Source organism: Mesorhizobium sp. BR1-1-15, assembly GCF_020165475.1.
Classification (GTDB): Bacteria; Pseudomonadota; Alphaproteobacteria; order Rhizobiales; family Rhizobiaceae; genus Mesorhizobium.
Window position 1 is genome coordinate 110,519 of record NZ_JAIUIF010000007.1, and the last position, 26,020, is coordinate 136,538.

Consider the following 26,020-nt stretch of genomic DNA (forward strand, 5'->3'; position numbering starts at 1 on the left):
CTTCCGTTGAACCTGGCTCCAGGTAATTTTTTGTTTGAGCATGATCTCCTCGGAAAACCGGTTCCCACTTTTCCGGATCATGCTCTTGCGGCCAGCATCAACTTTCAAAAATGGTTCCGGCTTTCGCGACCCGGGCCCGGTCACGGGCTAGCGTGGCGATCGCGGTGTCCTGCACGCCGGTGCCGGTCAGGTCGGCGATGGTGATGTCGTCCGCCGCACGCCGGCCATGCCGTTCGCCGGCGATGATCTGACCGAGTTCGGCCACCTCCGTGTCCGCCGCCATCACGCCGGCGGAGATGGCATGGTGCAATTCACCGAGCCGGCGCGTCTGCCTTGCGCTGTCGGCGACATAGAGATCGGCCATGCGCAGGATTGCCGGTGCGATCTCGTTCTTGTGCTCGGCGTCCGAGCCCATGGCGGTGATGTGCTGGCCGGCCGAGACGAAGCCGGCCTTGATCAATGGTTCTGTCGAGGGCGTGGTGGTGACGATGATGTCGGCGCCGGCGACCGCCTTGGCCGCATCCGGTTCTGCGCGCACCACGATGCCCAGTTTTTCGCTCAAGGCGCCGGCCGCGGCTTGCGCCTTGGCCGCGTCGCGCGCCCAGATGCGGGCTTCTTCGATCGGCCGCACCAGGCGCAGCGCCTCAAGCTGCAATCCGGCCTGCACGCCGGCGCCGAAGATGGCGGCAATGGATGAGTCCGGCCGCGACAGGTGTTTTGCGGCGACCGCCCCGGCGGCTGCGGTGCGGACGTCGGTGAGATAGCCATTGTCGAGCAGCAACGCCTCGACCAGACCGGTTTTTGCCGACAGCAGCACCATCATGCCGTTGACGCTGGGCAGGCCGAGCTTGGGATTGTCGAAGAAGCCGGGGCTGATCTTGATGGCGAAGCCATCGATGCCAGGCACATAGGCGGTCTTCACGTCGACCTCGCCGCGATGCTCGGGGATGTCGAGCCGCAGGATCGGCGGCATCGCCACCGGCAGGGTAGCGAGCGCCCGGAAGGCGTTTTCGACGCAAGCGACGGCGTCGAGATCGAGAGCTACGATCTCGCGTAGTTCTTTCTCGGTAAGGATGGTCATCCGGTTCATCAGGCGCGCTCCGCAACTACTTCGCCGCAAACGATCTTTCTGTGCAGGCTCATATCGATATTACGACCGGAAAGCAGAACGACCACCGGTCCGTTTGGCTTCACCTTGCCGGCAAGCAGCGCAGCGATACCGACCGCGCCGGCGCCCTCGACGATCTCGCGCTCCTGTTCATAGGCATGGCGGATGCCGGCGGCGATCTCGTCTTCGGAAAGCAGCACGACGTCGTCGAGCAGGTCTCGGCACATGGAAAAGGTCAGCCGGTTGTCGAGGCCAATGCCGCCGCCGAGCGAATCCGCCAGCGTCGGCAGCTCCTCCACCTGCACCGGGCGCCCCGCATCGAGGCTGGCTTTCATCGCCGCGCCGCGCGCCATCGAGATGCCGACGACCTTTGTGCTCGGCCTGACGCCCTTGACCGCTGCGGCAATCCCGGAGGCCAACCCGCCGCCGGAGAGCTGCACCAACACCAGAGCGGCGTCAGGAACCTGCTCCATGATCTCCAGCCCGAGCGTGCCCTGCCCGGCGATGATGTCGGGATGGTCGAAGGGTGGCAGCATCACGAGACCCTCTTGCGCCACCAGCCGCTCGACCTCCTGCTGCGCGTCGTCCTGGCTGTCGCCGACAATGCGGATTTCCGCGCCGAGGCAGCGGATGGCATCGACCTTGTTCCGAGGCACCAGCCGCGACATGCAGACAACCGCGCGCATGCCTTCGAGCCTGGCGGCATGGGCGAGTGCGCGGCCGTGATTGCCGGTCGAAGCCGCGACAACACCGCGTGCCCGCTGCTCGGCATTGAGCGAAGCAATGGCGTTCGAGGCGCCACGCAGCTTAAAGCTGCCCGTGATCTGGCGGTGCTCCAGCTTGAGGTGAACGGGAAGGCCGAGCCGCTCCGACAGGCTCTCGGATGGCACGACCGGTGTCGGCTCGACCTTGCTGGTGATGCGTTGGCGCGCGGCGCGGATGTCTGAAAGGGCGACGGCGTGCGTCATGGGTCGCTCGTGCATGCAGGACATGACCTTACTGTCCAAGCGGCAAGGTCGTCAGCCGCCCGAACTCCGGACGCGGCACATCATCGCCACACAGTCGCAGGCAATTCCACGCGCTCGCCTGGTTGCTGGTGACGACCGGGCGGCCGATAGCCTGTTCCATCGCGGCAACCGCCAGCGCCGAGCGCAGCGCCGTGCAGGACACGAACAACGCCTCGGCCTGCGGGTCAGTCGCCTCGCACGCCAGATCGACGAGGGCTGCCGGCGCAATGCGCGCCATCTCGCGGTCATCCTCGAAGCCGAGACAGGTGAAGCTGGCGATCTCGAAGCCGCGTTCGGCGAAATAGGCCGCCATCGGCCGGCTCGTCTCGACGGTGTAGGGGGTGAGAATACTGATCCTCTTCGCGCCCAGAGCCCTCAGTCCGCGCACGCCCGCCATCGGCGGCGTGACCACGGGCACGCCAGGCTTGGCCGCCTGGATCGCCGCCTCGATCTCGGCATCGCCGATCACCACGGAGGCCGACGTGCAGGAGTAGCAGATGGCATCGAGCGGTTCGTCCGGCAGGATCAGCGCCGCGCCAGCCGTCAGTTCGGGCTGCATCTTGCGCAGATTCTGAGGTGTGGTCGGATTCTTATAGGGGATGCGGGCGACATAGATGCCGATCCTCTCACTCGCCACCATGCGACGGAAGTCCGGCTCGCTGGTGTGGTCGGTGGCCAGGATGATCAGGCCGACGCGCTTTTCCAACGGGCGCACCTCGAGTGCGGGCCTTGTCGGCATCAGCCTGATTTCGGGAAGCGGCTTCATGGGAACTACCTTTCGATCTTGCCGTAGCGATGTTCCAGCCAGCGCAGCAGCATAACCGAGAAAAGGCTGATGATCAGGAAGAAGGCGCCGACCAGCGTCATCGGCTCGACATAGCGGTAATAGGTGTTGGCGACGCTCTTGGCCTGGTTCATCAGCTCCAGCACGGTGATCGCCGACAGCAGCGGCGTCTCCTTGAACATGGCGATGAAATAATTGGCCAGCGCCGGGATCATCGGCGGGATTGCCTGCGGTATGACGATGTGGGTCCAGGTCTGGCGAGCGCTGAGATTGCAGGCTTTGGCCGCCTCCCACTGGCCGCGCGGCACGTTCTCGATGCCGGCGCGATAGACCTCCGCCGTATAGGTGCCGTAGTGCAGCCCAAGACCGATAACGCCGGCCACCAGCGGCGGCAGCAGGATGCCGAAATCGGGCAGCACGTAGAAAATGAAGTAGAGCTGCACCAGCAGCGGCGTGCCGCGGATGAATTCGGCCGCCCAGCCGACCGTGCGCGACATCATCTTGTTCGGCGAGCGGCGGGCCAGTGCGATGCCCAGCCCGACGATTGCCGCCAGCACCGAGCCGAGCACCGTCGCCAGGATGGTGATCTTCACCCCCTCGATCAGCGTCGGCAGGATCTGCCGGACGAAATCCCAGTCCCAATCCATTACAGGGCCCAATCCATCAGACGCGCACTCCGTCGAGGCCGCGCGCCATGCGCCGCTCCAGCGACCGCACGCCCCAGGAGATGACGAGCGCGAGCGCGAAATAGATCACCAGGATGGTGGTGAACGGCATCAGCGTGCTGCCGGTCTGCGAGCGCACCACCTGCGCCTGGAAGGTGAGATCGGCGAGCGAAATCAGCGAGACGACGGATGTCGCCTTGAGCAGTTCGATGGCGTTGTTGCCGAAGGTCGGCAGCATCACAAGAAGCGCCTGCGGCAGGATGACATGGCGCATGCCCTGCCAGCGGCCGAGATTGAGAGCCGTGCAGGCCTCGTACTGCTCGGCGCCGACCGACTGGATGGCACCGCGTACCACTTCCGCCGCATAGGCGCCGACATTGAGGCCCAGCGCCAGCACGCCGGCTTGCAGCGGAGTGAGTTCGACGCCCGCCAGGGGCAACACGAAATAGGCCCAGAACAGCTGTACGAAAATCGATGTGCCGCGGAAGAACTCGATATAAGCGGTGGCGAGCGCCCGCAACGCGAAGAAGCGCGACAGCCGCCCCATGCCGGCCAGGAAGGCCATCACGAGGGCCAGCACCGACCCCATCAGCGTCAGCTCGATGGTGACAAGCGCTCCCTGCAATATCAGGCCGAGATAGCCGGACCATTGGGTCATGTATCAGAGGCTTCCAACGTTTGGTTTTAGCAACTTCTCCTCTCTCACGGGGAGAAGTTGCCGGTTCACCCTCCTTAGCTGCAGCGCGCTGCCGCGAAGGACGGGCAGGCGGATGAGGCGCGGCTCCAAGCTCGCAAAAACGCGCGCTGCCCCTCATCCGGCCCTTCAGCCACCTTCTCTCCGTGGACGGGGAGAAGGGAAAAGCGCTTATTTCGCCGCGCAGAGCTTGTCGCGCGTCGTCGACATCGCCGCCGCCGCCGAGAAGCCGTAGGGCTCGATGATCTTGGCGAACTCGCCCGACTTCTTCATCTTGGCGAGCTCGACGTCGAAGGCGTCGCGCAGCGCCTCGTCACCCTTCTTGAAAGCGGCGCCGTCGCAATAGACGGGCGCGCCCTGCACGGGTGCTATGACTTCGAGGCTCGGGTCATTGGCCTTCTTCATCAGATCGTTGATCGACAGGACGGGGAGCGAATAGGCGTCGATGCGGCCGTCCTGCACCATCTTCAGCCCGCTCTGGCCGTCGGGCACGACGATGACGCGGTCACGCGGCACGCCGGCGTTGAGCGCGAGCTTCTCCTCAGTGCCGCCGCCGGGCGCGCCGATGGTAGCGGAGGTGTCCTTGGCGACATCCTCATAGCTCTTGAAGCCCTTCGGATTGCCCTTCTTCACCAGCATCGCCTCGGCGTCGCACAGCACCGGCTCGGAATAGGCAACCGCCGCACAACGCTCCGGCTTCATGAACAGGCCGGCGGTGACGACGTCGAAGCGGCCGGCCTGCAGGCCGGGGATCATGGCACCATATTCCGAGATCGAGGCGGCGACGTCGGCGACGCCCAGCCGCTTGAAGATTTCCCGCGCCACGTCGGGCGCGGCGCCCGAAACCTTGCCGTCGGCGGCGACCGCCGTGTAGGGCGGCTCGTTGGCGATGGCGAGGCGGGCGAAGCCTTGCGCCTTCAGCTGCTCGAGCTTGCTGTCGTCGGCCGATCCGATGTTCGAGGCCGCGAGCACCGCGGTCAGCGCAAGACCGGCGACGCCGGCCAGAATGCCAAGTTTTTTCATTGTTCCCAACTCCATGTTTGTGTTCTTGGTTGCAGTCATTTCAGGACGGCAATGCCGCCCTTGCGGACGGTGTCGCCGCCTCTGGCATGGCGGTCAGACGCGATGTCCGGCCGCGATGATCTTCTTCAGGAAACCTTGCGTGCGCTCCTGTTTGGGATGGCGGAAAATCTCATCGGGTTTGCCCTCCTCGACGATGCGGCCGCGGTCGAAGAACAGCACCCGGTCGGCGAAGTCGTGGGCAAAGCCCATTTCATGGGTGACGAGCAGCATCGTCATGTCGGTTTCGGCCGCGAGCTTGCGCATCACGTTGAGCACCTCCTCGACCAGTTCGGGATCGAGCGCCGAGGTGACCTCGTCGAACAGCATGATCCGGGGCGACAGTGCCAGCGCGCGGGCAATCGCGACGCGCTGCTTCTGGCCGCCCGAAAGCTGTGCCGGCATGGCCTTGGCCTTGTCGGCCATGCCGACCATGTCGAGCAATTCCATCGCCCGCTTCTCGGCGGCAGCGCGCGGCGTGCCCTTGGTCAGCATCGGCGCCAGCGTGACATTGTCGATGACGCATTTGTGCGGGAACAGATTGAACAGCTGGAAGACCATGCCGATCTTCTGGCGCATCCTGGCCAGATGCCGCTCGTCGGCAGCCAGCAGCTGGCCGTTTCGCTCCATGTGATAAAGATGCTCGCCGTCGATCTGGATGTGGCCGCCATCGATGCGCTCCAGCGTCATCAGGATGCGCAGGATCGTCGTCTTGCCCGAGCCGGACGGGCCAATCAGCGCCAGCTTCTCGCCGGGCATGACCTGCATGGACAGGCCGTCCAGCACCTTGAAAGTGCCGAAGCTTTTCGAAATGCCATCGACCTTGATGATAGGCGCGGATGCGGACAAACGAATTTCCCGTGCTGGAGAAGCCTATGCCCTTAACGATGCGGAACCCGCCAAATCATGTCAATTGGGAAAATAATATCATGACAATTATTCTGATCCCGCACAATTCTTGGACATTCAGTGCCTAGCAATGTGCCGAGATCGAAATCAAGTCGAACCGAAAATGACAGCACCGGGGACGCCTTTGGCGGTCGGCATCGTCTGGATAGCGGCACATCTCGCTAGATTGCGAGCAGCAGATGCTCGGGGTCGCCTAGCAGCAGCTTGGTGACAACGCCGAGGCCGGCGCGCAGTTCCCCCTCGGTGGTCGAGCCCAGCGAGATGCGCACCGCCGGTTGCCAGGGCGCTTGCGAGATGCGGAAGGAGGCGCCGGGCGCGATCGCCACGCCTTGCAGGCGCGCCTGGGCGACGAAGCTCTCCTCGGCACGGTCGGCGGGCAGCTGCAACCAGACATGCAGTCCGTCGCGCCGGGTGCGATAGTCGACGCCGGCCAGCACCTCGGCGACGATGTCCTGGCGTCGCCGCAATGCTGTGCGCTGCCAGCGCACCAGTTCCATCGCGGTGCCGTCGGTCACCCATTTGGTGGCGATCTCCGCCACCAGCGGCGTCGCCATCCAGTTGGAAACCAGATGCCGGTTGGCGACCGCGGCGACATAGCGGTCGGGGGCGGCGAGATAGCCGATGCGCAGGCCCGGCACCACGATCTTGGTGAAGGACGTGACGTAGAGCGTGCGTTCAGGCGCGAAGGCGGCGACCGGCGGCGGCCGGTCCTCGACCAGCGGCCCCAACACATCGTTCTCGATGATGGCTATGTCGTGCCTGCGCGCAACCGCCGCAATCTGCTCGCGCCGCGCCGCATCCATCAGCGTCGCCGTCGGGTTGATCACCGAAGGCTGCACGAACACGGCGCGGATGTCGGAGATCCGGCAGGCCTCGTCCAGCGCTTCCGGGATAAGGCCATTGCCGTCTATCGGCAGGCCTTCGAGGTTGAAGCCGAGATAGCGGGCGAGCGGCACCAGCGTATGGTGGCCGATCGCCTCGGTGGCGACGGTCGAGCCGGGCGGCGCCACGCTCATCAGCGCCACCGTCATGCCGGCGGTAGCGCCATTGGTCAGGCTGATATTCTGCGGCGAGGCATCGAGACCGCACAGCTTCAGCCACTCGACCGCCACGGCGCGGTGACGGGGAAACACCATGTTGGGCCGGAACGACAGCGCCGAACTCGACGGCAGGTTGTCGGCCAGCCAGCCCAGCGCCTGCTTCAGCCGCTCCAGATGCATCGGCTCGCAGACCGGCTTCAGGATCGAGAGATCGATCACTTCGCCCAGCCGCTCCGGCAGATAGGGCGGCTCAGGCTCGCGCCGCTGCGTCTGGACGAAGCTGCCGCGGCCGATCTCGCCCGAGATCAGGCCGCGGCGAATCAGTTCCTCATAGGCGCGACTGACCGTCTGCACCGATAGTTTCAACTCGTCGGCCAGCCGGCGATGCGTCGGCAGCCGCGCGCCGTTGGCGAGCCGCCCATCATGAATGGCGCGTGCGAACTGGTCGGCCAGCGACTGGTAGGCGGGCCGCCGGATGAGCGCGGGATCAGGTTGCCATAATGTCATGACTTATTAGAGATCGAAATCAGTGCAATTGACAATCGAAATAATGCGCCGTCATGGTACGGCGGGACCAAAAAGTGGATACAGATGGCCGCCGCGAAACTCGACCCGATCGACCTCAGAATCCTCGACGCGATCCAGCGTGACGGGCGCATCACCAAGCTGGCGCTGGCCGACAAGGTCGGCCTGTCACCGACGCCGTGCTGGATGCGGCTGCGCAAGCTGGAAAAGGCCGGCATCGTCTCCGGCTATCATGCCTCGATTGCTATGCGCGTCGTCGCACCCGTCGCCACCGTGCTGATGGAGGTGACGCTGGCCAGCCATCGCCAGGCCGATTTCGACCGCTTCGAGCGTGTCATCCGCGACATACCTGAGATTGTAGCCTGCTGGTCGGTGGGCGGCGGCGTCGACTACGTTCTGAAGGTGATGGCGCGCGATATCGATACCTATCAGCGGCTGGTCGATGCCTTGCTCGAACGCGAAATCGGCATCGATCGTTACTTCACCTACATCGTCATCAAGACGGTGAAGGACGAGACCGTGCTACCGCTTGCCGATCTGTTGCCGGTGCAGTCCTGAGATCGAAACCAGCGTTCATCTGGCACCGTACGCTCGGAGAATGCGCGAAAGCACCCGCCCCACCCCTACGGCTAGACAGATCGTCCTGCTCCCCAGCTATATAGAGAGAATCTCTCTATATAGCTGCACCTAAACAGCCTCATCCTTCGCGCCGACGCCCCTAGTCTTGCGGCATCACCCCAATCGGGAGCAATCGATGATGTCCGCGCACTTTGCCCGTTCGCACCGCCATGAGGCGCTCGACCGCCTCGCCGACCGCCGGCTGCTGCGCGAGCTTGCCTATGTCGACGGGCACTGGACGGCAAGCGAGGCGGCGGAGAGCTTCGAGGTCACCGACCCGGCGACCGGCGCCACGGTGGCCTTTGTCGCCGCGCTCGATGGCCGCCAGACGGCAAGTGCGATCGACGCGGCGGCGCGCGCTTTCCCTGCCTGGCGGGCGCTGTTGCCGCAGGAGCGCTCGAAAATCCTGCGCAAATGGTTCGACCTCATCATAGCCGCGAAAGACGATCTCGCTCTGCTGATGACGCTGGAACAGGGCAAGCCCTTGAAGGAATCGCTCGGTGAGATCGATTATGCCGCCTCTTTCGTCGAATGGTATGCCGAGGAAGCAAAGCGCCTCAACGCCGAAAGCGTAACTAGCCATCTGGCGAAGGCGGAAATGACGGTGCGGCGCGAGCCGCTCGGCGTCGTCGGCGTCGTGACGCCGTGGAACTTCCCGTCCGCCATGCTGACCCGCAAGGCGGCTGCGGCCCTTGCCGCCGGTTGCACCATCGTCGCGCACCCCTCTTCGGAAACGCCGCTCTCGGCGCTGGCGCTGGCCGAACTCGGCGAGCGCGCCGGCCTGCCCGCCGGCGTCTTCAACGTCGTCACTGGCAAGGCGTCGATCATAGTCGGGCGAATGTGCGAGGACCCGCGCGTGCGCGCCATGAGCTTCACCGGTTCGACCGAGATCGGCAGGCTGATCGCGGCCCAGAGCGCGCCGACGATGAAGCGGCTGGTTATGGAGCTTGGCGGCCACGCGCCGCTGATCGTCTTTGCCGACGCCGATCTCGACAAGGCCGTGCGCATCGCCGTCGACGCCAAATTCGCCACGTCCGGCCAGGACTGCCTCGCGGCCAACCGCATCTATGTCCAGCGGCCGATCTACGATCGTTTCTGCGCCGCCTTCGCCAAGCGCATCGAGGCGCTGCGGACCGGCAATGGCCTTGCCGACGAAAGCGACATCGGCCCGCTGATGCATGAGCGCGCCGTCAAGAAGGTCGAGGAGCAGGTCACCGACGCGCTCGCCCATGGCGCCCGCTGCCTCGCCGGCGGCAGAAGGCACCAGGCCGGCCCGTTGTTTTACCAGCCGACGCTGCTGGCTGACGTATCTGACGAGGCACTGATCATGCGCGAAGAAACGTTTGGTCCGGTCGCAGCCGTGACGCCGTTCGACAGCGAGGACGAGGTGACCGCGCGCGCCAACGCCTCCGAATATGGTCTGGTCGCCTATGTCGTGACCGAGAACGGCGCCCGCCAGCAGCGCCTGGGCAGGGCGCTGGACTACGGCATGGTCGCCATCAACCGCGTCAAGATCACCGGTGCGCCGATCCCGTTCGGCGGCGTCAAGCAGTCCGGCATTGGCCGCGAGGGTTCGCGTCAGGGGCTCGAAGCTTTCACCGATCTCAAATATCTTTGCCTGGACGTCGCTTAAGCCGCGTCCACGTTCCTCAAGGAGTCAAAAGAATGCTCGACCAGTCCAACGAACTCGCCGCCTGGGATCGTGATCACTTCTTCCATCCCTCGACGCATATGGGCACCCACGCGCGCGGTGAATCGCCGACGCGCATCATGGCCGGCGGTGAAGGCGTCACCGTCTGGGACAGCAACGGCAGAAAAAGTATCGATGCCTTCGCCGGCCTCTACTGCGTCAATGTCGGCTATGGCCGCCAGAAGATCGCTGACGCCATCGCCGCCCAGGCCACGAACCTCGCCTATTACCACGCCTATGTCGGCCACGGCACCGAGGCCTCGATCACGCTGTCGAAGATGATCATCGACCGTGCGCCGAAGGGCATGTCGAGGGTCTATTTCGGCCTCTCCGGTTCGGATGCCAACGAAACCAACATCAAGCTGATCTGGTACTACAACAACGTGCTTGGCCGCCCGGAGAAGAAGAAGATCATCTCGCGCTGGCGCGGCTATCACGGCTCCGGCATCATGACGGGATCGCTGACCGGGCTCGATCTTTTCCACAATGCCTTCGACTTGCCGCGCGCGCCGATCCTGCACACAGAGGCGCCCTACTATTTCCGCCGCGCCGACCGCTCGATGAGCGAGGAGCAGTTCTCGCAGCATTGCGCCGACAAGCTGGAAGAGATGATCCTGGCCGAAGGCCCCGAGACCGTCGCCGCCTTCATCGGCGAGCCGATCCTCGGCACTGGCGGCATCGTGCCGCCGCCCGCCGGCTACTGGGAGAAAATCCAGGCGGTGCTGAAGAAGTACGACGTGCTCCTGGTCGCCGACGAAGTGGTGACGGGCTTCGGCCGGCTGGGCACCATGTTCGGCTCCGACCATTACGGCATCAAGCCGGACCTGATCACCATTGCCAAGGGCCTGACCTCCGCCTACGCGCCGCTGTCGGGCGTCATCGTCGCCGACAAGATGTGGCAGGTTCTGGTGCAGGGCTCCGACAAGCTCGGCTCGCTGGGGCACGGCTGGACCTATTCGGCGCATCCGATCTGCGTCGCCGCGGGTGTGGCCAACCTCGAACTGATCGATGAGATGGATCTGGTGAGGAATGCCGGCGAGACCGGCGCCTATTTCCGCGCCGAATTGACCAAGGCCGTCGGCGGCCACAAAAACGTCGGCGAGGTGCGCGGCGACGGCATGCTGGCGGCGGTCGAGTTCGTCGCCGACAAGGACGACCGTGTGTTCTTCGATCCGGCGCAGAAGATCGGACCGCAGATCGCCACGACCCTCGCCGCAAGCGGGGTCATCGGCCGCGCCATGCCGCAGGGCGACATTTTGGGCTTCGCCCCGCCGCTTTGCCTGACGCGCGAGGAGGCTGACACCGTGGTGGCCAAGACCGCCGATGCCGTGAAGAGCGTGTTCGCCAATCTCTAATTGCCGAGATCGGCGCTGCCCCTCATCCGCCTGCCGGCACCTTCTCGTCGTTCACGGAGAGAGGGTAAAGGTGAGGGGCAGCGCCACCTACAAGTATTCGGAAGTGAACGCGATGACCTCTCATCCCACCCTCCCCGCCACCATGGCGGCCGTGCAGCTTACCGGCCACGGCGGCCCGGAAAAGCTCGTCTACCGCACCGACGTGAAAGTGCCTGTGCCCGCCGCCGGCGAAGTGCTGGTCAAGGTCAGCGCCTGCGGCATGAACAACACCGACGTCTGGGTTCGCCAGGGCGCCTATGGCACGGAGGAGGACGCAGGGGCCGTGTCGACATGGCGGCGCCAGGGCAACACCCTGACCTTTCCGCGTATCCAGGGCACCGACACGGTCGGCACCGTCGCTGCCGTTGGCGCAGGGGTCTCGCCGGAACGCATCGGCGAACGAGTGATGGTCGATTTCTCGATCTACAATCGCGACGACGATTCGCTCGCCGACATTGACTATATGGGTCACGGCCGCGACGGCGGTTACGCCGAATACCAGGCTGTACCGGCCGAGAACGCCCATGTCGTCGACACTGACTTGAGCGATGTCGAACTCGCCACCTTCTGCTGCGCCTATCTCACCGGCGAGCAGATGCTGGAACGTGCAGGGCTCAAGGCCGGCGAACGCGTGCTGGTCACCGGCGCCTCGGGCGGCGTCGGCTCCGGCATCGTGCAATTGGCGCGGGCGCGCGGAGCCATTCCCTATGCCGTCGTCGGCAAGGGCAAGGAGCAGGCAGTGCTCGACATCGGCGCCGAAGCCGTGATCACCCGTGGCGTGGCCGACCTGCCGCAAGCCGTGATCAAGGCGACCGGCGGCCAGCCCATCGACGTCGTGGCCGACCTTGTCGGCGGCGCGATCTTCAACGATCTGTTGCGCATCCTGAGGCCCGAGGGCCGCTACACCACCGCAGGCGCGATCGCCGGCCCGGTCGTCCAGCTCGATCTCAGGACCATGTATCTCAAGCAGCTTCAGCTCCACGGCTCGAGCCAGGGCACACGCGCGGATTTCCGCCGTATCGTGCGCTATATCGAGGAAGACAAGATCCGGCCGCTGGTCGGCGGCGTCTACAGACTTTCCGATTTCCACCGCGCCCAAGCCGATTTCATCGCCAAGGACTTCGTCGGCAAGCTGGTGGTGGTGCCCGACGCCGTGGCTGAACAGCGGCGCCCCAAATAAAGAGAAGGGAACAGCAGCGCTTCTCGCCGCCGGCATGGCAAGCTACGTCACCGGGCCAAAGGAAGACCGTCAGGTCTTGCCGTCAAATTCATCATGTCGGCCGGCATGGCGCACCATGCGCCGAAAGCTCATCGAGATATGGGCTCGCCTGATGTGCCCGATCGATTCCCAGTCTCCGATTTCCGCGGCGGCCAGCACTTCCTCCATTTCGCGCCGGAAGGCCGTGAACTCCTCCACAAGGCCGAGCTGCGGCATCATCTTGAGGACTACGCGCGCAACCTGAAAATACAGCCTTTCGCTTATTTCGCGCAGGGGCTGGTTCCCGGTCATGCCGGATAGTTCAGTGAAGAAGTCCATATTCAGCTGCAGGAAGGCACGCTGATCCGGATTGAGCATATCGGAATCGCAGCGCGCGATGAGCGCTCGAATGCGATCGAGGTCGACCGCCGTTCGGGGAATTGGCGAAAGCTTGCCGACCAGCAGCGCGAGTTCCAGTCGCAGATGATAGACCTGCTGCAACTCCTCGATGTCGACGTCGGTAACGATCGTACCGACGCCGTGGATCGATTGCACAAGCCCTTCGGCCTCGAGCCGCGCCAGCACGCGTCGGACCGGTGTGCGGCTGATCTCGAATTCCTGGGCGAGTTCTTCCTCGGAGAGCCGGCTCCCCGGCGGATAATCGAGCAGGCAGATACGGTCGCGCAGGATCAGGTAGATGCGTTCGAACCGTTCGCGCGCCGAAAGCGGACGCGAAGGCGGCACGGTCTTGGCCGAGGCATCCGTATCAAGCGTCATCCAGCCTCCAGGACAGCGTGCAGGAACTGCCGCGTCCGCTCATTCTTGGGTGCGCCGAAAAGCTCTGCCGGCGGCCCCTGCTCGCAAATTTTGCCCTGGTAGAAGAAGCAGACGCGATCGGAGAATTCCTTGGCGAAGCCCATCTGGTGGGTGACCATGAGCATCGTCAGATCATGCTCGCGGCCGATTTGCCTTATCACTTGCAGCACTTCGCCGACAAGTTCCGGATCGAGCGCGGACGTCACCTCGTCGAACAGCATTATCTTGGGCCGCATCGCCAGCGCCCTGGCAATGGCGACGCGCTGTTGCTGGCCGCCGGAAAGCTGGGAAGGATAATGATCCTTCTTTTGCGACAGCCCGACCATGTCGAGGAGCTCGGCCGCCCGTGCCTCGGCATCGGCCCGCTTCATGCCAAGCACGGTCATCGGCGCCTCGATGCAATTGGCCATCGCCGTCATGTGTGGAAACAGGTTGAAAGACTGGAACACCATGCCGATCTTCGCCCGGATGCGGCGGATGTGGGCAAGATTGGCGGGCACCAGCTTTCCGCCTTGCTTCATATGCGTCAGTGGCTCGCCTTCGACCCAGATGACGCCGTCATTGATCGTCTCCAGCGTCATCAGCATGCGCAAGACCGTGGTCTTGCCGGAACCGGACGGTCCGATGACGGAAACCTTCTCGCCGCGCGCGATTTCGAGGTTCAGCCCGTCGAGCACGGTGAGCGCGCCATAACGCTTCGAGACATTGTCGAAACGGACCATCGGTTGTTCGGTCATCGCGCGGTCCTTCGGTTGAGCAGGCGTTCGAGGGCACGGATGAGCGCGGCCGAAACCAGGCTCATGGCCAGGAAGAACAGGCCGACCAGCGTGATCGGTTCGGTGTAGCGGAAAGTCTCGGAGCCGATGATCTTGGCCGTCTGCATGAGTTCCAGCACGGCGATGGCCGACAGCAGCGGCGTCTCCTTGAACAGCGCGACGAGATAGTTGCCGAGCGCCGGCACGATCGGCGGTATCGCCTGCGGGATGATGATGTCGCGAAAGGTCGTCCAGGAGGAGAGGTTGAGTGCGATCGAGGCTTCCCACTGGCCGCGATGGATGTTGTCGAAGCCCGCGCGGTAGACTTCCGAGCAATAGGCGGCGTAGTGAATGCCGATGGCCAGAACGCCGGCCGTGAATGCGTCGAGCACGACGCCGAATTTCGGAAAGACGAAATAGAGGAAGAAGATCTGGATGAGCAGCGGCGTCGAGCGGATCAGTTCGACCAGCACCGAGATCGTCCAGCCGGTCCAGGGCACCGCGATACGGATTACCGCGAGGATCAGCCCGAGCAAAGCCGCGATGACGAAGCCGAGCAGCGTCGCCTCGATCGAGACGACGGCGGCGCGTGCGAGCACCGGCAGGATCTCAGCGGCAAAACTCCAATCCCAGATCACGCCGCCCTCCCCCGCGCCAGACCGAGCGAGGCCCGCCTTTCGAGAAGCCGCATGCCGATAGAAACGGTGAGCGACATGGCGAGATACATCAACAGCACCAGCGTGAAGATAGGAATGGTCTTGAAGGTGTTCTGGTTCATCTGCTGCGCCTTGAAGGCGAGGTCCGTGAGCGTGATCAGCGAAACCAGCGCCGTCGATTTCAAAAGCTCGATGAACAGATTGCCCCAGGGCGGGATCATGGCGACGAAGGCTTGGGGCAGGATGATCCGGCGCAGCATTTGCGCGCGGCTCATGTTGAGCGCCGTTCCCGCCTCCCATTGGCCGCGCGCGACCGACTGGATTGCGCCGCGCACGCATTCGGATCCATAGGCGCCGACATTCAAGCCAAGCGCCAGCACCGCGACGGGAAACGCGTCGAGCGTGACCCCGAATTGCGGCAGCACGAAAAACAGCCAGAACAATTGCACCAGCGCCGAGGTGCCGCGAAAGATTTCGACATAGACCGTAGCCAGCCATCTGAGCGGCGCTGGACCATACATGCGCGCCAGCGCGGCGAGCACCCCCATGACGACCGCCAGCAGGCTGCCGAGGACGGCGATCTCGATCGTCAGGACGGCACCCTGCAATAGTCCCGGTAGGAACAGCCTGTATGTCTCCTGCGTCGCCAGCGCCGCGATCACGGCCAGCGAAACGACCAGCATGGCAACGAGCGTGCGGATACCCATCTGCTTCTCCGAGGAAAAAAGAGGGCGGCGTTTTCACGCCGCCCAGCAGTTGGGAATTTATTCGCCCTTGCAGAGCTCTGCAGTCGTCTTGTTCGGCAGATAGTCCTTGCCGAAGCCGAGCGGCTCGACCAGCGCGATATGCTCCGGCGTACCGAGGAACTTCTTCAGTTCGGCGTTGAACGCTTCCTGCAGATCGGTGTCCTCCTTGCGGAAGCCGAAGCCGCCATGGCCCTTCACCGACTTGCCGGCAACTTCACCGAAGGGCTTGGTCGATTCGACGCCATCGGCCTTCTTGGCCATGTCGGCGATCGAGAGCGCGGTTAGCGCGGCAGCATCGGCACGGCCAGACTGGACCGCCGCGACCAGGCTGGATTGGTCGGGCAAGGAAACGACTTGTCCTTGGGCAACGCCGGCGTCCTTCGCATATCCCCCCTCGACGGCGCCCGCCATCACGGCGAGCTTGAGATCGGGATTGTCCTTGATGCTCGAATAGTCCTTCACGCCTTTCGGATTGCCCTTCGCGACCAGCATGGCCTGGCCGATGCCATAGGACGGTTCGGAAAAATTGATCTCGGCGCAGCGCTTGGGATTGATGAACATGCCGGCGGCGATGATGTCGAAGCGGCCGGCCTTGAGACCCGGAATGAGCGAGCCGAATTCGGTCAGCACGCCGTCGACCTGCGCAATGCCCATCTTGGCGAGCACCGCCTTGGCGACTTCCGGCGCTTCGCCGGTCAATTTGCCGTCAGGCGTGGCGAAACCGAACGGCGCCTCATTGGCGAAGCCGACGCGGATATAGCCGTCCTTCTTGGCGCGTTCGAGCGTCGTTTCGGCATGGGCCGGCAGTGACGTGAATGCGGTCGCGGCGAGCGCAAGACAGGCGGCGGCCTTCACGAGCGCGCGGCGGGATATCTGTGACGTGAACATGCTTTCCCCTTTTCTTCTTCGATAATTATCGGGCTCGAACGATGTTTCTCCACCATCGCGTCAAGCGCACTAAGACGTATACAACTCATCTGGACATATCGCAAGACGCACTGTACGAATCTGGAAAAATCGCCATTGGGCTTGATTGTGCGGCTTTGTGATGCGCAAGTTGTGCACAATTAAGGTGTGCTTTCTCGATGCGATACGAACCGCCTTTGGATGAGGGCAGGAAGGAAAACGGCTTTGGACGCGTCGGGCGGGCCCACCAAGGCGGAATACGCGCGGCGCCTGGCCGACGTGAAGCAACGCATGGCAAAGGCCGGCTTCGATCTCAATCATCTGCCAGGATCCCAGCGCCAGCGAAGGCGGCGGCGAGCGGCTCTGCGACGTGACCCGCGATCCCATCTTCATCGACTGACCATCAGCCCAGGACCGGCAACTCAAGGACACCTCAATGGACCGCAATCCCTTTTCCGAAGCCGAGATCGCCGGCCGCTTGTCGAAAGTTCGCACGGCATTGGCAGAGCGCAAGCTCGACGCCGCCGTCTTCGCCTCGCCGGAGACTGTTTTCTACCTCACCGGCCTCGACCATTGGGGTTATTTCGCGCCGCACCTCCTGATCGTCACGCTCGACCGGCGTCCTATCCTGGTCACCCGGTCGATGGAGAAGGTGACGATCGAGAATCAGGTGAAGGCAGCAGAATTCCGCGGTCACTCCGACAGCGAGACCGCGGCCGACCTCGCCGCGCGCGTCATTTCCGAACTCGGCCTGGCCGGCAAACGGATCGGCATCGAAAACTGGACGTCCGGCCTCAGCCACGGCCTCGCCCTGAAGCTTGAGGCGCAGGCCGACGCCAAGTGGAGCGACGTCTCGGGACTGGTCGACAAGATGCGGTTGGTGAAGAGCGCCGAGGAACAGGTGCTGATGCGCCGCGCCGCCAAGGTCACGGATGCTGCGGCAGGTGCCGCCATCGCTGCCATCTCCGACGGCGCCGCCGAGCAGGAGGTTGCCGCCCAATGCGTGGCGGCGATGGTGCGCGCCGGCGGCCACGCGCCGGGCTTCGGCCCGTTCATCCGGCCCGCCGCCCGGCTCGGCGAGGAGCACACGACCTGGGGCGACGGCATCTATCGCAGCGGCGAGCCGGTCTTCGTCGAACTGTCGGGCTGTGTCTCGCGCTATCACGCGCCGCTTGGCCGGCTGATCCGCATCGGCAACATCAAGGACGAAGATGCCGCCATGGCCGAGGTCACGGCCAAGGCATTCGAGGCCGTCGTCAGGGCGCTCGAGCCAGGTGCCAGGGCGCGCGATGTCTACGCCGCCTGGCAAGGCGTCGCCGACGAGGCCGGCCTGTCGCATTATCGCCGCCATCATTGCGGCTATCTCGTCGGCATCGGCCAGCCGCCCTCATGGACCGGCGGCAATTCGGTGACGGGCCTCAGGCACGATTCCGATCTCGAAATCGAGACCGGGATGAGCTTCCACATCCTGTCCTGGCTGATGGGCACCGGCCGCGGCGACCATTTCATCTCCAACACCGTGCTGCTGACCGATGCGGGGGCCGAAGTGCTGACCCGCACCCCGGCCGGCCCGATCGTCCGCTAGACCATGAACATGGCGCGCTATTCGGCGTTTTCGATTTTCCGCAATGCCCTTTCCGGCCAGAAGAACTGGCGGCGCGCCTGGCGCGCGGCCGAGCCGAAGCCCGCCTATGACGTGATCGTCGTCGGTGGGGGCGGGCATGGCCTTGCGACGGCTTTCTACCTCGCCGAGAACCACGGCATCCGCAATGTCGCCGTTCTGGAAAAGGGCTATGTCGGCGGCGGCAATGTCGGCCGCAACACCACCGTCATCCGCTCCAACTACCTGCTCGACGGCAACACCCAGTTCTACGAATTCTCGGTCAAGCTGTGGGAAGGCTTGTCGCGGGCGCTGAACTTCAACGTGATGTTTTCGCAGCGCGGCCAGATCGTCACTGCCCATTCGGCCGATCAACTCGACACATTCAGCCATCGCACCAACATCATGCGTCTGAACGGCATCGACGCCGACATACTCGACCGCGACGCTGTGCGCCGGCTGGTACCCTATCTCGATTTCTCCGAAACCGCGCGATTTCCGATCCATGGTGCGATCTTGCAAGGCCGCGCAGGCACCGCCCGCCATGATGCCGTCGCCTGGGGCTATGCGCGCGCTGCCGACGGCCACGGGGTCGACATCATCCAGAATTGCGAGGTGACCGGCTTTGTCCGCAACGGCGAAAGGATCGTCGGCGTCGAGACCAGCAAGGGCCGCATCGGCGCCGGCAAGGTCGGCCTCGCCGTCGCAGGCCATACTTCGCTCCTTGCCGCCAAGGCCGGCCTGGAACTGCCGATCGAAAGCCACGTGCTCCAGGCTTTCGTCACCGAGCCGCTCAAGCCGCTGGTAGATCACGTCGTCGCTTATGGCGCAGACCATTTCTATGTCAGCCAGTCCGACAAGGGCGGGCTGGTCTTCGGCGGCAATCTCGACGGCTACAATTCCTACGCCCAGCGCGGCAATCTCGGCGTCGTGCGCGAAGTGGCGGAGGCGGCGATAGCCCTGATGCCCTGCATCTCGCGTGTCAGGCTGCTGCGCCATTGGGGCGGCGTCATGGACATGACGCCGGACGCCAGTCCGATCATCTGCCCGACCCCGATAGAAGGGCTCTATCTCAATGGCGGCTGGTGCTATGGCGGCTTCAAGGCGACGCCGGCCTCCGGCTGGTGCTTTGCCCATATGCTGGCCACCGGCAAGCCGCATCCGCTGACCGCCGCCTACACGCTCGACCGTTTCCGGACCGGCCACACGCTCGACGAGGCCGGCGCAGGCCCCTCGGCCTGGCTGCAATAGAGAACGAGAGAAATGCTTCGCATCGACTGCCCATGCTGCGGCCCGCGCGACCATGACGAGTTCCGCTATGGCGGCGACGCTTCCGCGGTGCGCCCGGCGCATGACGATCCCGATCCGGAGGCGTGGTACCGCTATGTCTACGTGCGCAAGAACCCGGCGGGGCCGCACCGGGAATTCTGGCAGCACGTGACCGGCTGCCGGCAATGGCTGGTCATCGAGCGCGACACGAGGAACCACGCTATCGCATCGGTCGGCTTCGCCAGGAACATGCCAGCATGAAAATGATTGGAAATCGTCTGGCCGCCGGCGGCCGTATCGACCGCACGCAGCCGCTCCGCTTCACATTCGACGGCCGCGAGCTGGGCGGCTATCGAGGCGATACGCTTGCTTCCGCGCTGCTTGCCAATCGGCTCATGCTGACAGCCCGCAGCTTCAAATACCATCGGCCGCGCGGCATCTTCTCGGCCGGCCCGGAAGAACCCAACGCGCTGGTTACGCTCGGAAGCGGCGGACGGCGCGAACCGAACCTTCCGGCCACGACACTGGAACTGGCTGAAGGTATGACTGCCGAAAGCCAGAATCGCTGGCCGTCCCTTGCCTTCGACGTGCAGAGCGTCAACGGCCTGTTTGCGCCCCTCCTTTCCGCCGGCTTCTACTACAAGACCTTCATGGGTCCGACCCGCCGCGCCTGGATGTTTTACGAGCATTTCATCCGCAAAGCCGCGGGATTGGGCCGTGCCGGCACCGAACCCGATCCCGACCGTTACGAGACCGGGCATGCATTTGCCGATGTTGCAGTCGTCGGCGGCGGCCCTGCCGGCCTGTCGGCGGCGCGCGCCGCGGCAGCCAGCGGCGCCAGGGTCGTCCTCGTCGAACAGGACTTTCTGCTCGGTGGCCAGCTTCTTGCCGAGCGCACCGATGGCAAGGCGGCAGCCTGGCTGACAAAGATCGAGGCGGAGCTTGCAGGCCAGCCCAACGTCACCCTGATGCGCAAGACGATGGCCTTCGGCACCTATGACGGCAACACGCTGGGGCTGATCGAGCGGCATGACGGCCAAGTCGCGCAAGGCGCTGCGCGGCAGGTTTTCACCGTGCTTCGCGCCGGCTCGATCATCTTTGCCGCCGGTGCTATCGAACGGCCGCTGGTGTTCTCCAACAACGACCGGCCAGGCATCATGCTGGCGTCCGCCGCCCGCACCTATCTCAACCGCTTCGCCGTGCTGCCGGGAAAGAATATCCTCGTGGCCACGATGAACAACGGCGCCTATCGCGCTGCTTTCGACCTCGCCGCCGCCGGCGCGCGAGTGACGGTCGCGGACCAGCGCGGCGCTCCGCCCGCCGGTCTGGCGGCGGAAGCCGGACGCCTGAACGTAGAGATCCGCTCCGGAACCCGGATCGCCGATCTGCGCGGCAGCCATGCGGTGAAGGCCGTACGGCTTGCCGGCCCGAGCGCCAAATCGGAAATCGCCTGCGATTTCGTCTGCGTCTCCGGCGGCTGGTCGCCGACCGTGCATCTCACCTCGCATCTTGGCGCCAGGCCCGTCTATCGCGACGACATCGACGGCTTCGTTCCGGGCGGCTTTCCGGCAGGCCAGTTCGGCGCCGGCGCGATGATGGGGCGCTTCTCGACCGCCGACGCGATCGAGGACGGCCACCGCGCCGGCGTCGAAGCGGCATGCTTCTGTGGAAAACCGGCGGCCATGCCGGCGCCGGATGAACTCGATCTCGAAGGGGCCCCGGCCGCTCCCTTTCGTGCGATCTCTTCCGCGGGGCGCGGCAAGGCCTTCGTCGATCTACAGATGGATGTGACCACCAAGGACGTCGAGCTCGCCCATCGCGAGGGCTATGAATCGGTAGAACACCTGAAGCGCTACACCACGCTCGGCATGGGGACCGACCAGGGCAAAACCAGCAATTTCGCAGCACTTTCGGCCATGGCGGCGCTGCGCCGGGCAACGATTGCGCAAACCGGAACCACGACCTTTCGCCCGCCCTACGCGGCGGTCGCGATCGGCGCGCTGGCCGGTCGCGCCGTCGGTCATCACTTCAAGCCGGTCCGTCGCACGCCGATGCACGACTGGCACCTGGCAAACGGTGCCGAGATGCTCGAGGTCGGTCTCTGGATGCGTCCGTATTTCTATCGCGATGCCGGACGCGACGTGAATGAAGCCTATGTCGCGGAGATGCGGATCGTGCGCGGCGGCGCCGGGCTGATGGACATTTCCACCCTCGGCAAGATCGACGTGCAGGGGCCGGACGCGGCCATATTCCTCGACCGTGTCTACGCCAACGGTTTCGCCAAGCTTCCCGTTGGCCGCGCGCGCTACGGCGTCATGCTGCGCGACGACGGCGTCGTCTTCGACGACGGCACCACCACGCGCTTGTCGCAAAATCGCTTCTTCATGACCACCTCTACCGCCAGGGCCGCCGATGTCCTGTCGCGGCTGGAATTCCTGCTCGACACCGCCTGGCCGGATTTGCGTGTCGCGGTCTCTTCGGTAAGCGACGAGTGGGCGGCGATGTCGATCGCCGGGCCACGAAGCCGCGATGTCCTTGCCGCCGCCTTTCCCACGCTCGATGTCTCCAACGAGACGCTGCCGCATATGGGCGTCATCGAAGCCGGGTTCGACGGACGGGCCCTGCGCGTTATCCGCCTCAGCTATTCCGGCGAGCGCGCCTACGAGATCTATGTCGGCGCCAGCGCCGGCGAACAGGCCTGGAGCCGTCTCATCGAAGCAGGCGCGCCGTTCGGCCTCAAACCTTATGGCGTCGAGGCGCTTGGTGCGCTGCGCGTCGAAAAGGGCCACGTCGCCGGGCCCGAGATCGATGGCCGCACCACGCTCGACGATCTCGGCCTCGGGCGCATGGCCGGCAAACGCGGCGGATTCGTCGGCGACGTCCTGCGTCGTCGTCCGGCCTTTCAGGCACCCGACCGCCAGCGCCTCATCGGGCTGGAATGCATCGAGGACGGCAAGCGGCTGCGCGGAGGCGCCATAGTGTTCCTGCCTGGCGATGCCGTCACCGGCCACGGGCGCGGTCGGATCACCTCGGTTACCTTCAGCCCGGAACTCGGCCACTATGTCGGACTGGCGCTGTTCGCGGGCAATGCCGCGGCCGAAGGAGACGAGGTCATCGCGGTCTACCCGATGCGGACAGAGACGGTTCGCGCCCGCGTCGTGCCTTCTGTCTTCCTAGACCCCAAGGGAGAGCGCATGCATGGTTGAACCTGTGCTGTCGAAGGACTTCAACCTGTGGGCCTCCGATTGCCCGATCGTTCAGATCGAGGGCTGGGAAGAAACGCTGACAAGATTCGAAACGAGCGTCTCGCAGGCCTTGGGCGCGACGCTTCCTGCCGACGTCGGCGAGACGGTTCGGCATGCTGGCGCCCTCATCGTCAGGATCGCGCCCCGCCGTCTTTGGCTGATCGTCGAGACAGGTGCGGAACCGCCGGCCATTGCGATCGATCCTGAATTGGGCTGCTCGGTTCTGCTCGGCGAAGGCCGGGTGCGATTCAGGATGGAGGGTGCGCGTCTTCAGGACATTCTCTCTGCCTGCATGCCGGTCGACTGGTCGTCCGCCGCTTCGGCTCCCGGCCGTGCCGTACAGACGTCCGTCCATCACGTGCCGGCGCTCTATCTGCGAACGGGCGAGAGCAGCTGCGACCTGATCGTGCCGCGAAGCTTCGCCCGCAGCCTTGCCGACTGGATTGCCGCCGCGCGTTAAAGCAACCCCAGGAAAAGTGCGTAACGTTTTTCCGCTCGCGATTGCGTAAGGAAAAAGCTGGACCTGTCCGGCGATCCTGTCGGCCGCTAAACCGGCAGGACTCACCGCGCGCATACCTTTTGCACGACGCTCGATACAGTCGTCCGCATCGGCGAAGGTCTCGGCATCACTGGTGGAGGCCGACACGCCACGGCAGCGCGCCGGCCTCCGCCTTGGTTAGCGGCTCAGTTGTGGCGGATTTCCGTGCCGAGCACTTTCAGGCACTCACGGATGAAGGCGGCCAGCGCCGTCCATCCCTTGGCCGACACCATCGTACCATCGACATAGGCTTCCGTCGGCGAGAGGTCGATATAGGTACCGCCCGCGAGAGTGACTTCCGGCTCGCAGGCGCCCAGCGCCCCGACCTTCTTGCCGCGCACGACGCCGTCGACCGCAATCAGGATCTGCACGCCATGGCAGATCGTGAAGATCGGCTTCTTGGTCTCGTGAAAGTGTCGAACGATCGTCTGCACCCGCTTGTCGGTGCGGATGTATTCCGGTCCGCGTCCGCCCGCGCAGTAGACCGCGTGGTACTGGTCGAGCTGCTTTTCCGCATCCGAGAACGTCTTGTTGATCAGCGCGTAGTGCCCGAGCTTTTCGGTGTAGGTCTGGTCCCCTTCGAAATCGTGCAGCGAGGTCTTGATCAGGTCGCCCGCATTCTTGTCGGGGCAGACGACATGGACCGTGTGACCAACGGCTTCCATCGCTTGCTGGTAAACGAAAATCTCGTATTCCTCGGTGAACTCACCGGTCAGCATCAATATCTTCTTGCCTGGCATAGCTCTTCCTCTCTGTTGTTGGCATGCAAGGCGCATCACGCGCCTTGCCTCATTCGGATGCGGGCCTCAGAACGGGGAGGCGGGGAAGTAATATTCCTTGGCGTTGGCCTGGGTTATGAGCGGGGCGTCGAGTTTGACGGCACCGCGAACCGGAGCCTGACCGATCAAGTTGGCCACGGTCATGTAGATAGCGGTCTTGATCATCGCCGGCGGATACGGCGTCTCGACCGGTGTCATCGCATCCCCGTCTATCACCTTCTTCACGATGTCCTTCATGCCGTTGCCGCCGAGCGCTAGCTTGATATCGGTTCGGCCGGACTGCTTGACGGCCTCGAGCACACCGAGAAGCATGTCGTCGTCATTGGCCCAGACCGCATCGATGTGCGGGTGCTTGGCCAGGTAATCCTGCATGAGCTTGAAGGCCTCGTCGCTGTTCCAGTGGGCATACTGCATGTCGAGCACCTTCAGGCCGGTGCCCTTGATGGTATCCTCGAAGCCCTTGATGCGCTCGTCGTCGATGACGGTGGGAATGCCGCGCAGCACGACGACGTCACCTTTGCCGCCCAGTTTGTCGATCATGAACTTCGCCGTATTGGTGCCAACCGCGATGTTGTCGCCGGCAAGATACAGGTCCTGAATGGAAGGGTCGGTCAATCCCCTGTCGACGACGGTGATGAACGTACCCATCTCCTTGATGGCTTTCACCGGCTGGGTCAGTTCCTCGGAGGTGTAGGGCAGGATCACCAGCGCATCCAACTTGCGGCTGGCCGACAGATCCTCCAGCGCGCTTACCTGGTCGGCCGCCGAGGGCGACGTCTTCACGACGACTTCGACATCCGGGAAGGCCGCGTTGATTTCCTTTGCGGCGGCCTGCGCGTGATAGACGATGCCGGCCGTCCAGCCATGATCCGCCGCCGGGATCGACACCGCGACCACCTTCTTGTCGGCTGCAAGCGCCTGGCCGGCCACCATCAGTGCGCCGACTGCCGCAACGGCAACCCATTTCCTGCTAAACATAAATACCTCCCAGAGATATGGACCACACAACAGGCGCCCGTCCGGTCCGAAGACGAGCTATTTCGAAAATCTTTGCACGAGCATGGCGATGATGATGATGACGCCCTGCACCGCGGCGACGAGGTATTCGGAAACGAAATCCGACAACACCATCAGGTTGGCGATCAGCTCCAGGATCACCGCACCGGCGATGGTGCCCCAGATGCGGCCCTTGCCGCCCCGCAGCGCCGTTCCGCCAATGACAACGGCCGTTATCACCTGCAGCTCCCAAAGCTGTCCGGTGGTCGGGGTGGCGGCTCCCAGACGAGGCACGTAACAGATGGCGGCGACCGCCACGCATGCACCCTGGATGACATAGGCAATGGTGCGCGTCTTGACGACCGAGATGCCCGAATAGCGGGCGACGTCCTCGTTCGCGCCCACCGCCGCGCATTTGCGGCCATATTTGGTCTTGTAGAGGACAAATGCGCCGACCACCGCAACGAGCGCCGACAGAAGGATCGGCACCGGAATGCCCGCGACGGCGCCGAAATAGACCGGCCGGTACGCGTCCCGCAGCGAGCGATCGATCGGGATCGTGCCGCCATCGGTCATATAGGTGATCAGTGCGCGGAAGATACCCATTGTGCCGAGCGTGGCGATGAACGGCTCGATCCTTCCGACCGTGACGATGAGACCGTTCGCGAGGCCGCATAGAAGCCCCGCGACGACTGCTATCACCATGCCTGCCGGGATGGCCCAAAGGCCGAGGCTGGGGGCCATCATGTTCATGAACATGATCGTGACGCCGGCGATGAAGGCGACCATCGAGCCGACCGAAAGGTCGAGCCCGCCTGATGAGATCACGAATGTGGCGCCGACGGCTATGATGGCGACATAAGCGCTGCGCGTGATCACGTTGCCTAGGTTTGTCGCGGAAAGAAAATCCGGATTGATGAGGAATCCCGCCACCAGCAGTGCGAACAATGCGAGGAAAGGGCCGGCATCCGTCCACGAGAAATGGTGCTGCCTGTCGCTTCGGGCAGACATGGAATGGGTAAG

At 64.2% G+C, this 26,020-nt stretch carries 25 protein-coding genes; 9 read left to right on the plus strand and 16 right to left on the minus strand.

The window, feature by feature from the left end:
- Positions 1–97 precede the first annotated feature (97 nt).
- The 8 genes from eutC to LB541_RS14655 form a co-directional block, all read right to left on the minus strand.
- The gene (gene eutC, locus LB541_RS14620) at positions 98–1,090 is read right to left on the minus strand and encodes an ectoine utilization protein EutC (protein WP_140521360.1); all 993 of its coding nucleotides are present in this window, start codon (positions 1,088–1,090) and stop codon (positions 98–100) included.
- Positions 1,090–2,076, minus strand: coding sequence for a hydroxyectoine utilization dehydratase EutB (gene eutB / locus LB541_RS14625; protein WP_224618776.1), 987 nt, complete (start codon positions 2,074–2,076; stop codon positions 1,090–1,092). The genes eutC and eutB overlap by 1 nt, the downstream gene beginning before the upstream one ends.
- A gap of 28 nt (positions 2,077–2,104) precedes the next feature.
- Positions 2,105–2,881: an ectoine utilization protein EutA gene (gene eutA, locus LB541_RS14630; RefSeq protein WP_140521358.1), complete on the minus strand. Its 777-nt coding sequence runs from the start codon at positions 2,879–2,881 to the stop codon at positions 2,105–2,107.
- Between the two features lie 5 nt (positions 2,882–2,886).
- Positions 2,887–3,546 (minus strand): ectoine/hydroxyectoine ABC transporter permease subunit EhuD, encoded by a 660-nt coding sequence (gene ehuD / locus LB541_RS14635; RefSeq protein WP_140521357.1) that lies wholly within the window; start codon positions 3,544–3,546, stop codon positions 2,887–2,889.
- A gap of 16 nt (positions 3,547–3,562) precedes the next feature.
- The gene (ehuC, locus tag LB541_RS14640; protein WP_140499272.1) at positions 3,563–4,222 is read right to left on the minus strand and encodes an ectoine/hydroxyectoine ABC transporter permease subunit EhuC; all 660 of its coding nucleotides are present in this window, start codon (positions 4,220–4,222) and stop codon (positions 3,563–3,565) included.
- A gap of 207 nt (positions 4,223–4,429) precedes the next feature.
- Positions 4,430–5,281 (minus strand): ectoine/hydroxyectoine ABC transporter substrate-binding protein EhuB, encoded by an 852-nt coding sequence (gene ehuB, locus LB541_RS14645; RefSeq protein ID WP_140499273.1) that lies wholly within the window; start codon positions 5,279–5,281, stop codon positions 4,430–4,432.
- A gap of 93 nt (positions 5,282–5,374) precedes the next feature.
- Positions 5,375–6,166: an ectoine/hydroxyectoine ABC transporter ATP-binding protein EhuA gene (ehuA, locus tag LB541_RS14650; protein WP_140499274.1), complete on the minus strand. Its 792-nt coding sequence runs from the start codon at positions 6,164–6,166 to the stop codon at positions 5,375–5,377.
- Positions 6,167–6,387: 221 nt separating this feature from the next.
- Positions 6,388–7,773 (minus strand): PLP-dependent aminotransferase family protein, encoded by a 1,386-nt coding sequence (locus LB541_RS14655; protein ID WP_140499275.1) that lies wholly within the window; start codon positions 7,771–7,773, stop codon positions 6,388–6,390.
- Positions 7,774–7,857: 84 nt separating this feature from the next.
- Between LB541_RS14655 and LB541_RS14660 the strand changes: the two genes are divergently transcribed.
- The 4 genes from LB541_RS14660 (at position 7,858) to LB541_RS14675 (ending at position 12,673) form a co-directional block, all read left to right on the plus strand.
- Positions 7,858–8,349 carry an Lrp/AsnC family transcriptional regulator gene (locus LB541_RS14660; RefSeq protein ID WP_140517347.1) on the plus strand — a complete coding sequence of 164 codons (492 nt, stop codon included), beginning with the start codon at positions 7,858–7,860 and terminating at the stop codon, positions 8,347–8,349.
- Between the two features lie 199 nt (positions 8,350–8,548).
- The gene (locus LB541_RS14665; protein ID WP_140521583.1) at positions 8,549–10,042 is read left to right on the plus strand and encodes an NAD-dependent succinate-semialdehyde dehydrogenase; all 1,494 of its coding nucleotides are present in this window, start codon (positions 8,549–8,551) and stop codon (positions 10,040–10,042) included.
- A gap of 32 nt (positions 10,043–10,074) precedes the next feature.
- Positions 10,075–11,454, plus strand: coding sequence for an aspartate aminotransferase family protein (locus LB541_RS14670; RefSeq protein ID WP_140499277.1), 1,380 nt, complete (start codon positions 10,075–10,077; stop codon positions 11,452–11,454).
- Between the two features lie 112 nt (positions 11,455–11,566).
- A complete protein-coding gene (locus LB541_RS14675; protein ID WP_224618777.1) occupies positions 11,567–12,673 on the plus strand; it encodes an alcohol dehydrogenase family protein in 1,107 nt (368 codons plus the stop codon).
- A gap of 69 nt (positions 12,674–12,742) precedes the next feature.
- On the opposite strand, the gene LB541_RS14680 is transcribed toward LB541_RS14675, so the two are convergent.
- Genes LB541_RS14680 through ehuB (LB541_RS14700) form a run of 5 tightly spaced genes read right to left on the minus strand, consistent with a single transcriptional unit; the run spans position 12,743 to position 16,552 of the window.
- A complete protein-coding gene (locus tag LB541_RS14680) occupies positions 12,743–13,468 on the minus strand; it encodes a GntR family transcriptional regulator (RefSeq protein ID WP_140517353.1) in 726 nt (241 codons plus the stop codon).
- Complete coding sequence (gene ehuA / locus LB541_RS14685; RefSeq protein ID WP_140499280.1) at positions 13,465–14,244, minus strand: ectoine/hydroxyectoine ABC transporter ATP-binding protein EhuA; 780 nt, start codon at positions 14,242–14,244, stop codon at positions 13,465–13,467. The genes LB541_RS14680 and ehuA (LB541_RS14685) overlap by 4 nt, the downstream gene beginning before the upstream one ends.
- Positions 14,241–14,900: an ectoine/hydroxyectoine ABC transporter permease subunit EhuD gene (gene ehuD / locus LB541_RS14690; RefSeq protein WP_224618778.1), complete on the minus strand. Its 660-nt coding sequence runs from the start codon at positions 14,898–14,900 to the stop codon at positions 14,241–14,243. Before ehuD (LB541_RS14690) ends, ehuA (LB541_RS14685) begins: the two co-directional genes overlap by 4 nt.
- Positions 14,897–15,625: an ectoine/hydroxyectoine ABC transporter permease subunit EhuC gene (gene ehuC, locus LB541_RS14695; RefSeq protein WP_140517355.1), complete on the minus strand. Its 729-nt coding sequence runs from the start codon at positions 15,623–15,625 to the stop codon at positions 14,897–14,899. The genes ehuD (LB541_RS14690) and ehuC (LB541_RS14695) overlap by 4 nt, the downstream gene beginning before the upstream one ends.
- A gap of 57 nt (positions 15,626–15,682) precedes the next feature.
- Positions 15,683–16,552, minus strand: a complete 870-nt coding sequence (gene ehuB / locus LB541_RS14700) for an ectoine/hydroxyectoine ABC transporter substrate-binding protein EhuB (protein WP_140499283.1) — start codon at positions 16,550–16,552, stop codon at positions 15,683–15,685.
- 454 nt (positions 16,553–17,006) lie between these two features.
- On the opposite strand from ehuB (LB541_RS14700), the gene LB541_RS14705 reads away from it, so the two are divergent.
- Genes LB541_RS14705 through LB541_RS14725 form a run of 5 tightly spaced genes read left to right on the plus strand, consistent with a single transcriptional unit; the run spans position 17,007 to position 23,144 of the window.
- Positions 17,007–18,155, plus strand: a complete 1,149-nt coding sequence (locus tag LB541_RS14705) for a M24 family metallopeptidase (protein ID WP_140499284.1) — start codon at positions 17,007–17,009, stop codon at positions 18,153–18,155.
- 9 nt (positions 18,156–18,164) lie between these two features.
- Positions 18,165–19,421 carry a sarcosine oxidase subunit beta family protein gene (locus LB541_RS14710; protein ID WP_224618779.1) on the plus strand — a complete coding sequence of 419 codons (1,257 nt, stop codon included), beginning with the start codon at positions 18,165–18,167 and terminating at the stop codon, positions 19,419–19,421.
- Positions 19,422–19,433: 12 nt separating this feature from the next.
- The gene (locus tag LB541_RS14715) at positions 19,434–19,700 is read left to right on the plus strand and encodes a sarcosine oxidase subunit delta (RefSeq protein WP_224618780.1); all 267 of its coding nucleotides are present in this window, start codon (positions 19,434–19,436) and stop codon (positions 19,698–19,700) included.
- Positions 19,697–22,645, plus strand: coding sequence for a sarcosine oxidase subunit alpha family protein (locus LB541_RS14720; protein WP_318012612.1), 2,949 nt, complete (start codon positions 19,697–19,699; stop codon positions 22,643–22,645). The genes LB541_RS14715 and LB541_RS14720 overlap by 4 nt, the downstream gene beginning before the upstream one ends.
- Positions 22,638–23,144: a sarcosine oxidase subunit gamma gene (locus LB541_RS14725; RefSeq protein ID WP_224519039.1), complete on the plus strand. Its 507-nt coding sequence runs from the start codon at positions 22,638–22,640 to the stop codon at positions 23,142–23,144. The genes LB541_RS14720 and LB541_RS14725 overlap by 8 nt, the downstream gene beginning before the upstream one ends.
- Positions 23,145–23,368: 224 nt before the next feature.
- Here LB541_RS14725 and LB541_RS14730 read toward each other — a convergent pair whose 3' ends face one another.
- The 3 genes from LB541_RS14730 to LB541_RS14740 all read right to left on the minus strand — a co-directional run bounded on the left by LB541_RS14730 (position 23,369) and on the right by LB541_RS14740 (position 26,008).
- Positions 23,369–23,962 carry a DJ-1/PfpI family protein gene (locus LB541_RS14730; protein WP_140499290.1) on the minus strand — a complete coding sequence of 198 codons (594 nt, stop codon included), beginning with the start codon at positions 23,960–23,962 and terminating at the stop codon, positions 23,369–23,371.
- 66 nt (positions 23,963–24,028) lie between these two features.
- On the minus strand, positions 24,029–24,979 hold the full coding sequence (locus LB541_RS14735; protein WP_224618781.1) for a substrate-binding domain-containing protein: 951 nt from the start codon (positions 24,977–24,979) through the stop codon (positions 24,029–24,031).
- 57 nt (positions 24,980–25,036) lie between these two features.
- A complete protein-coding gene (locus LB541_RS14740) occupies positions 25,037–26,008 on the minus strand; it encodes an ABC transporter permease (protein WP_140499447.1) in 972 nt (323 codons plus the stop codon).
- Between the last annotated feature and the right edge of the window lie 12 nt (positions 26,009–26,020).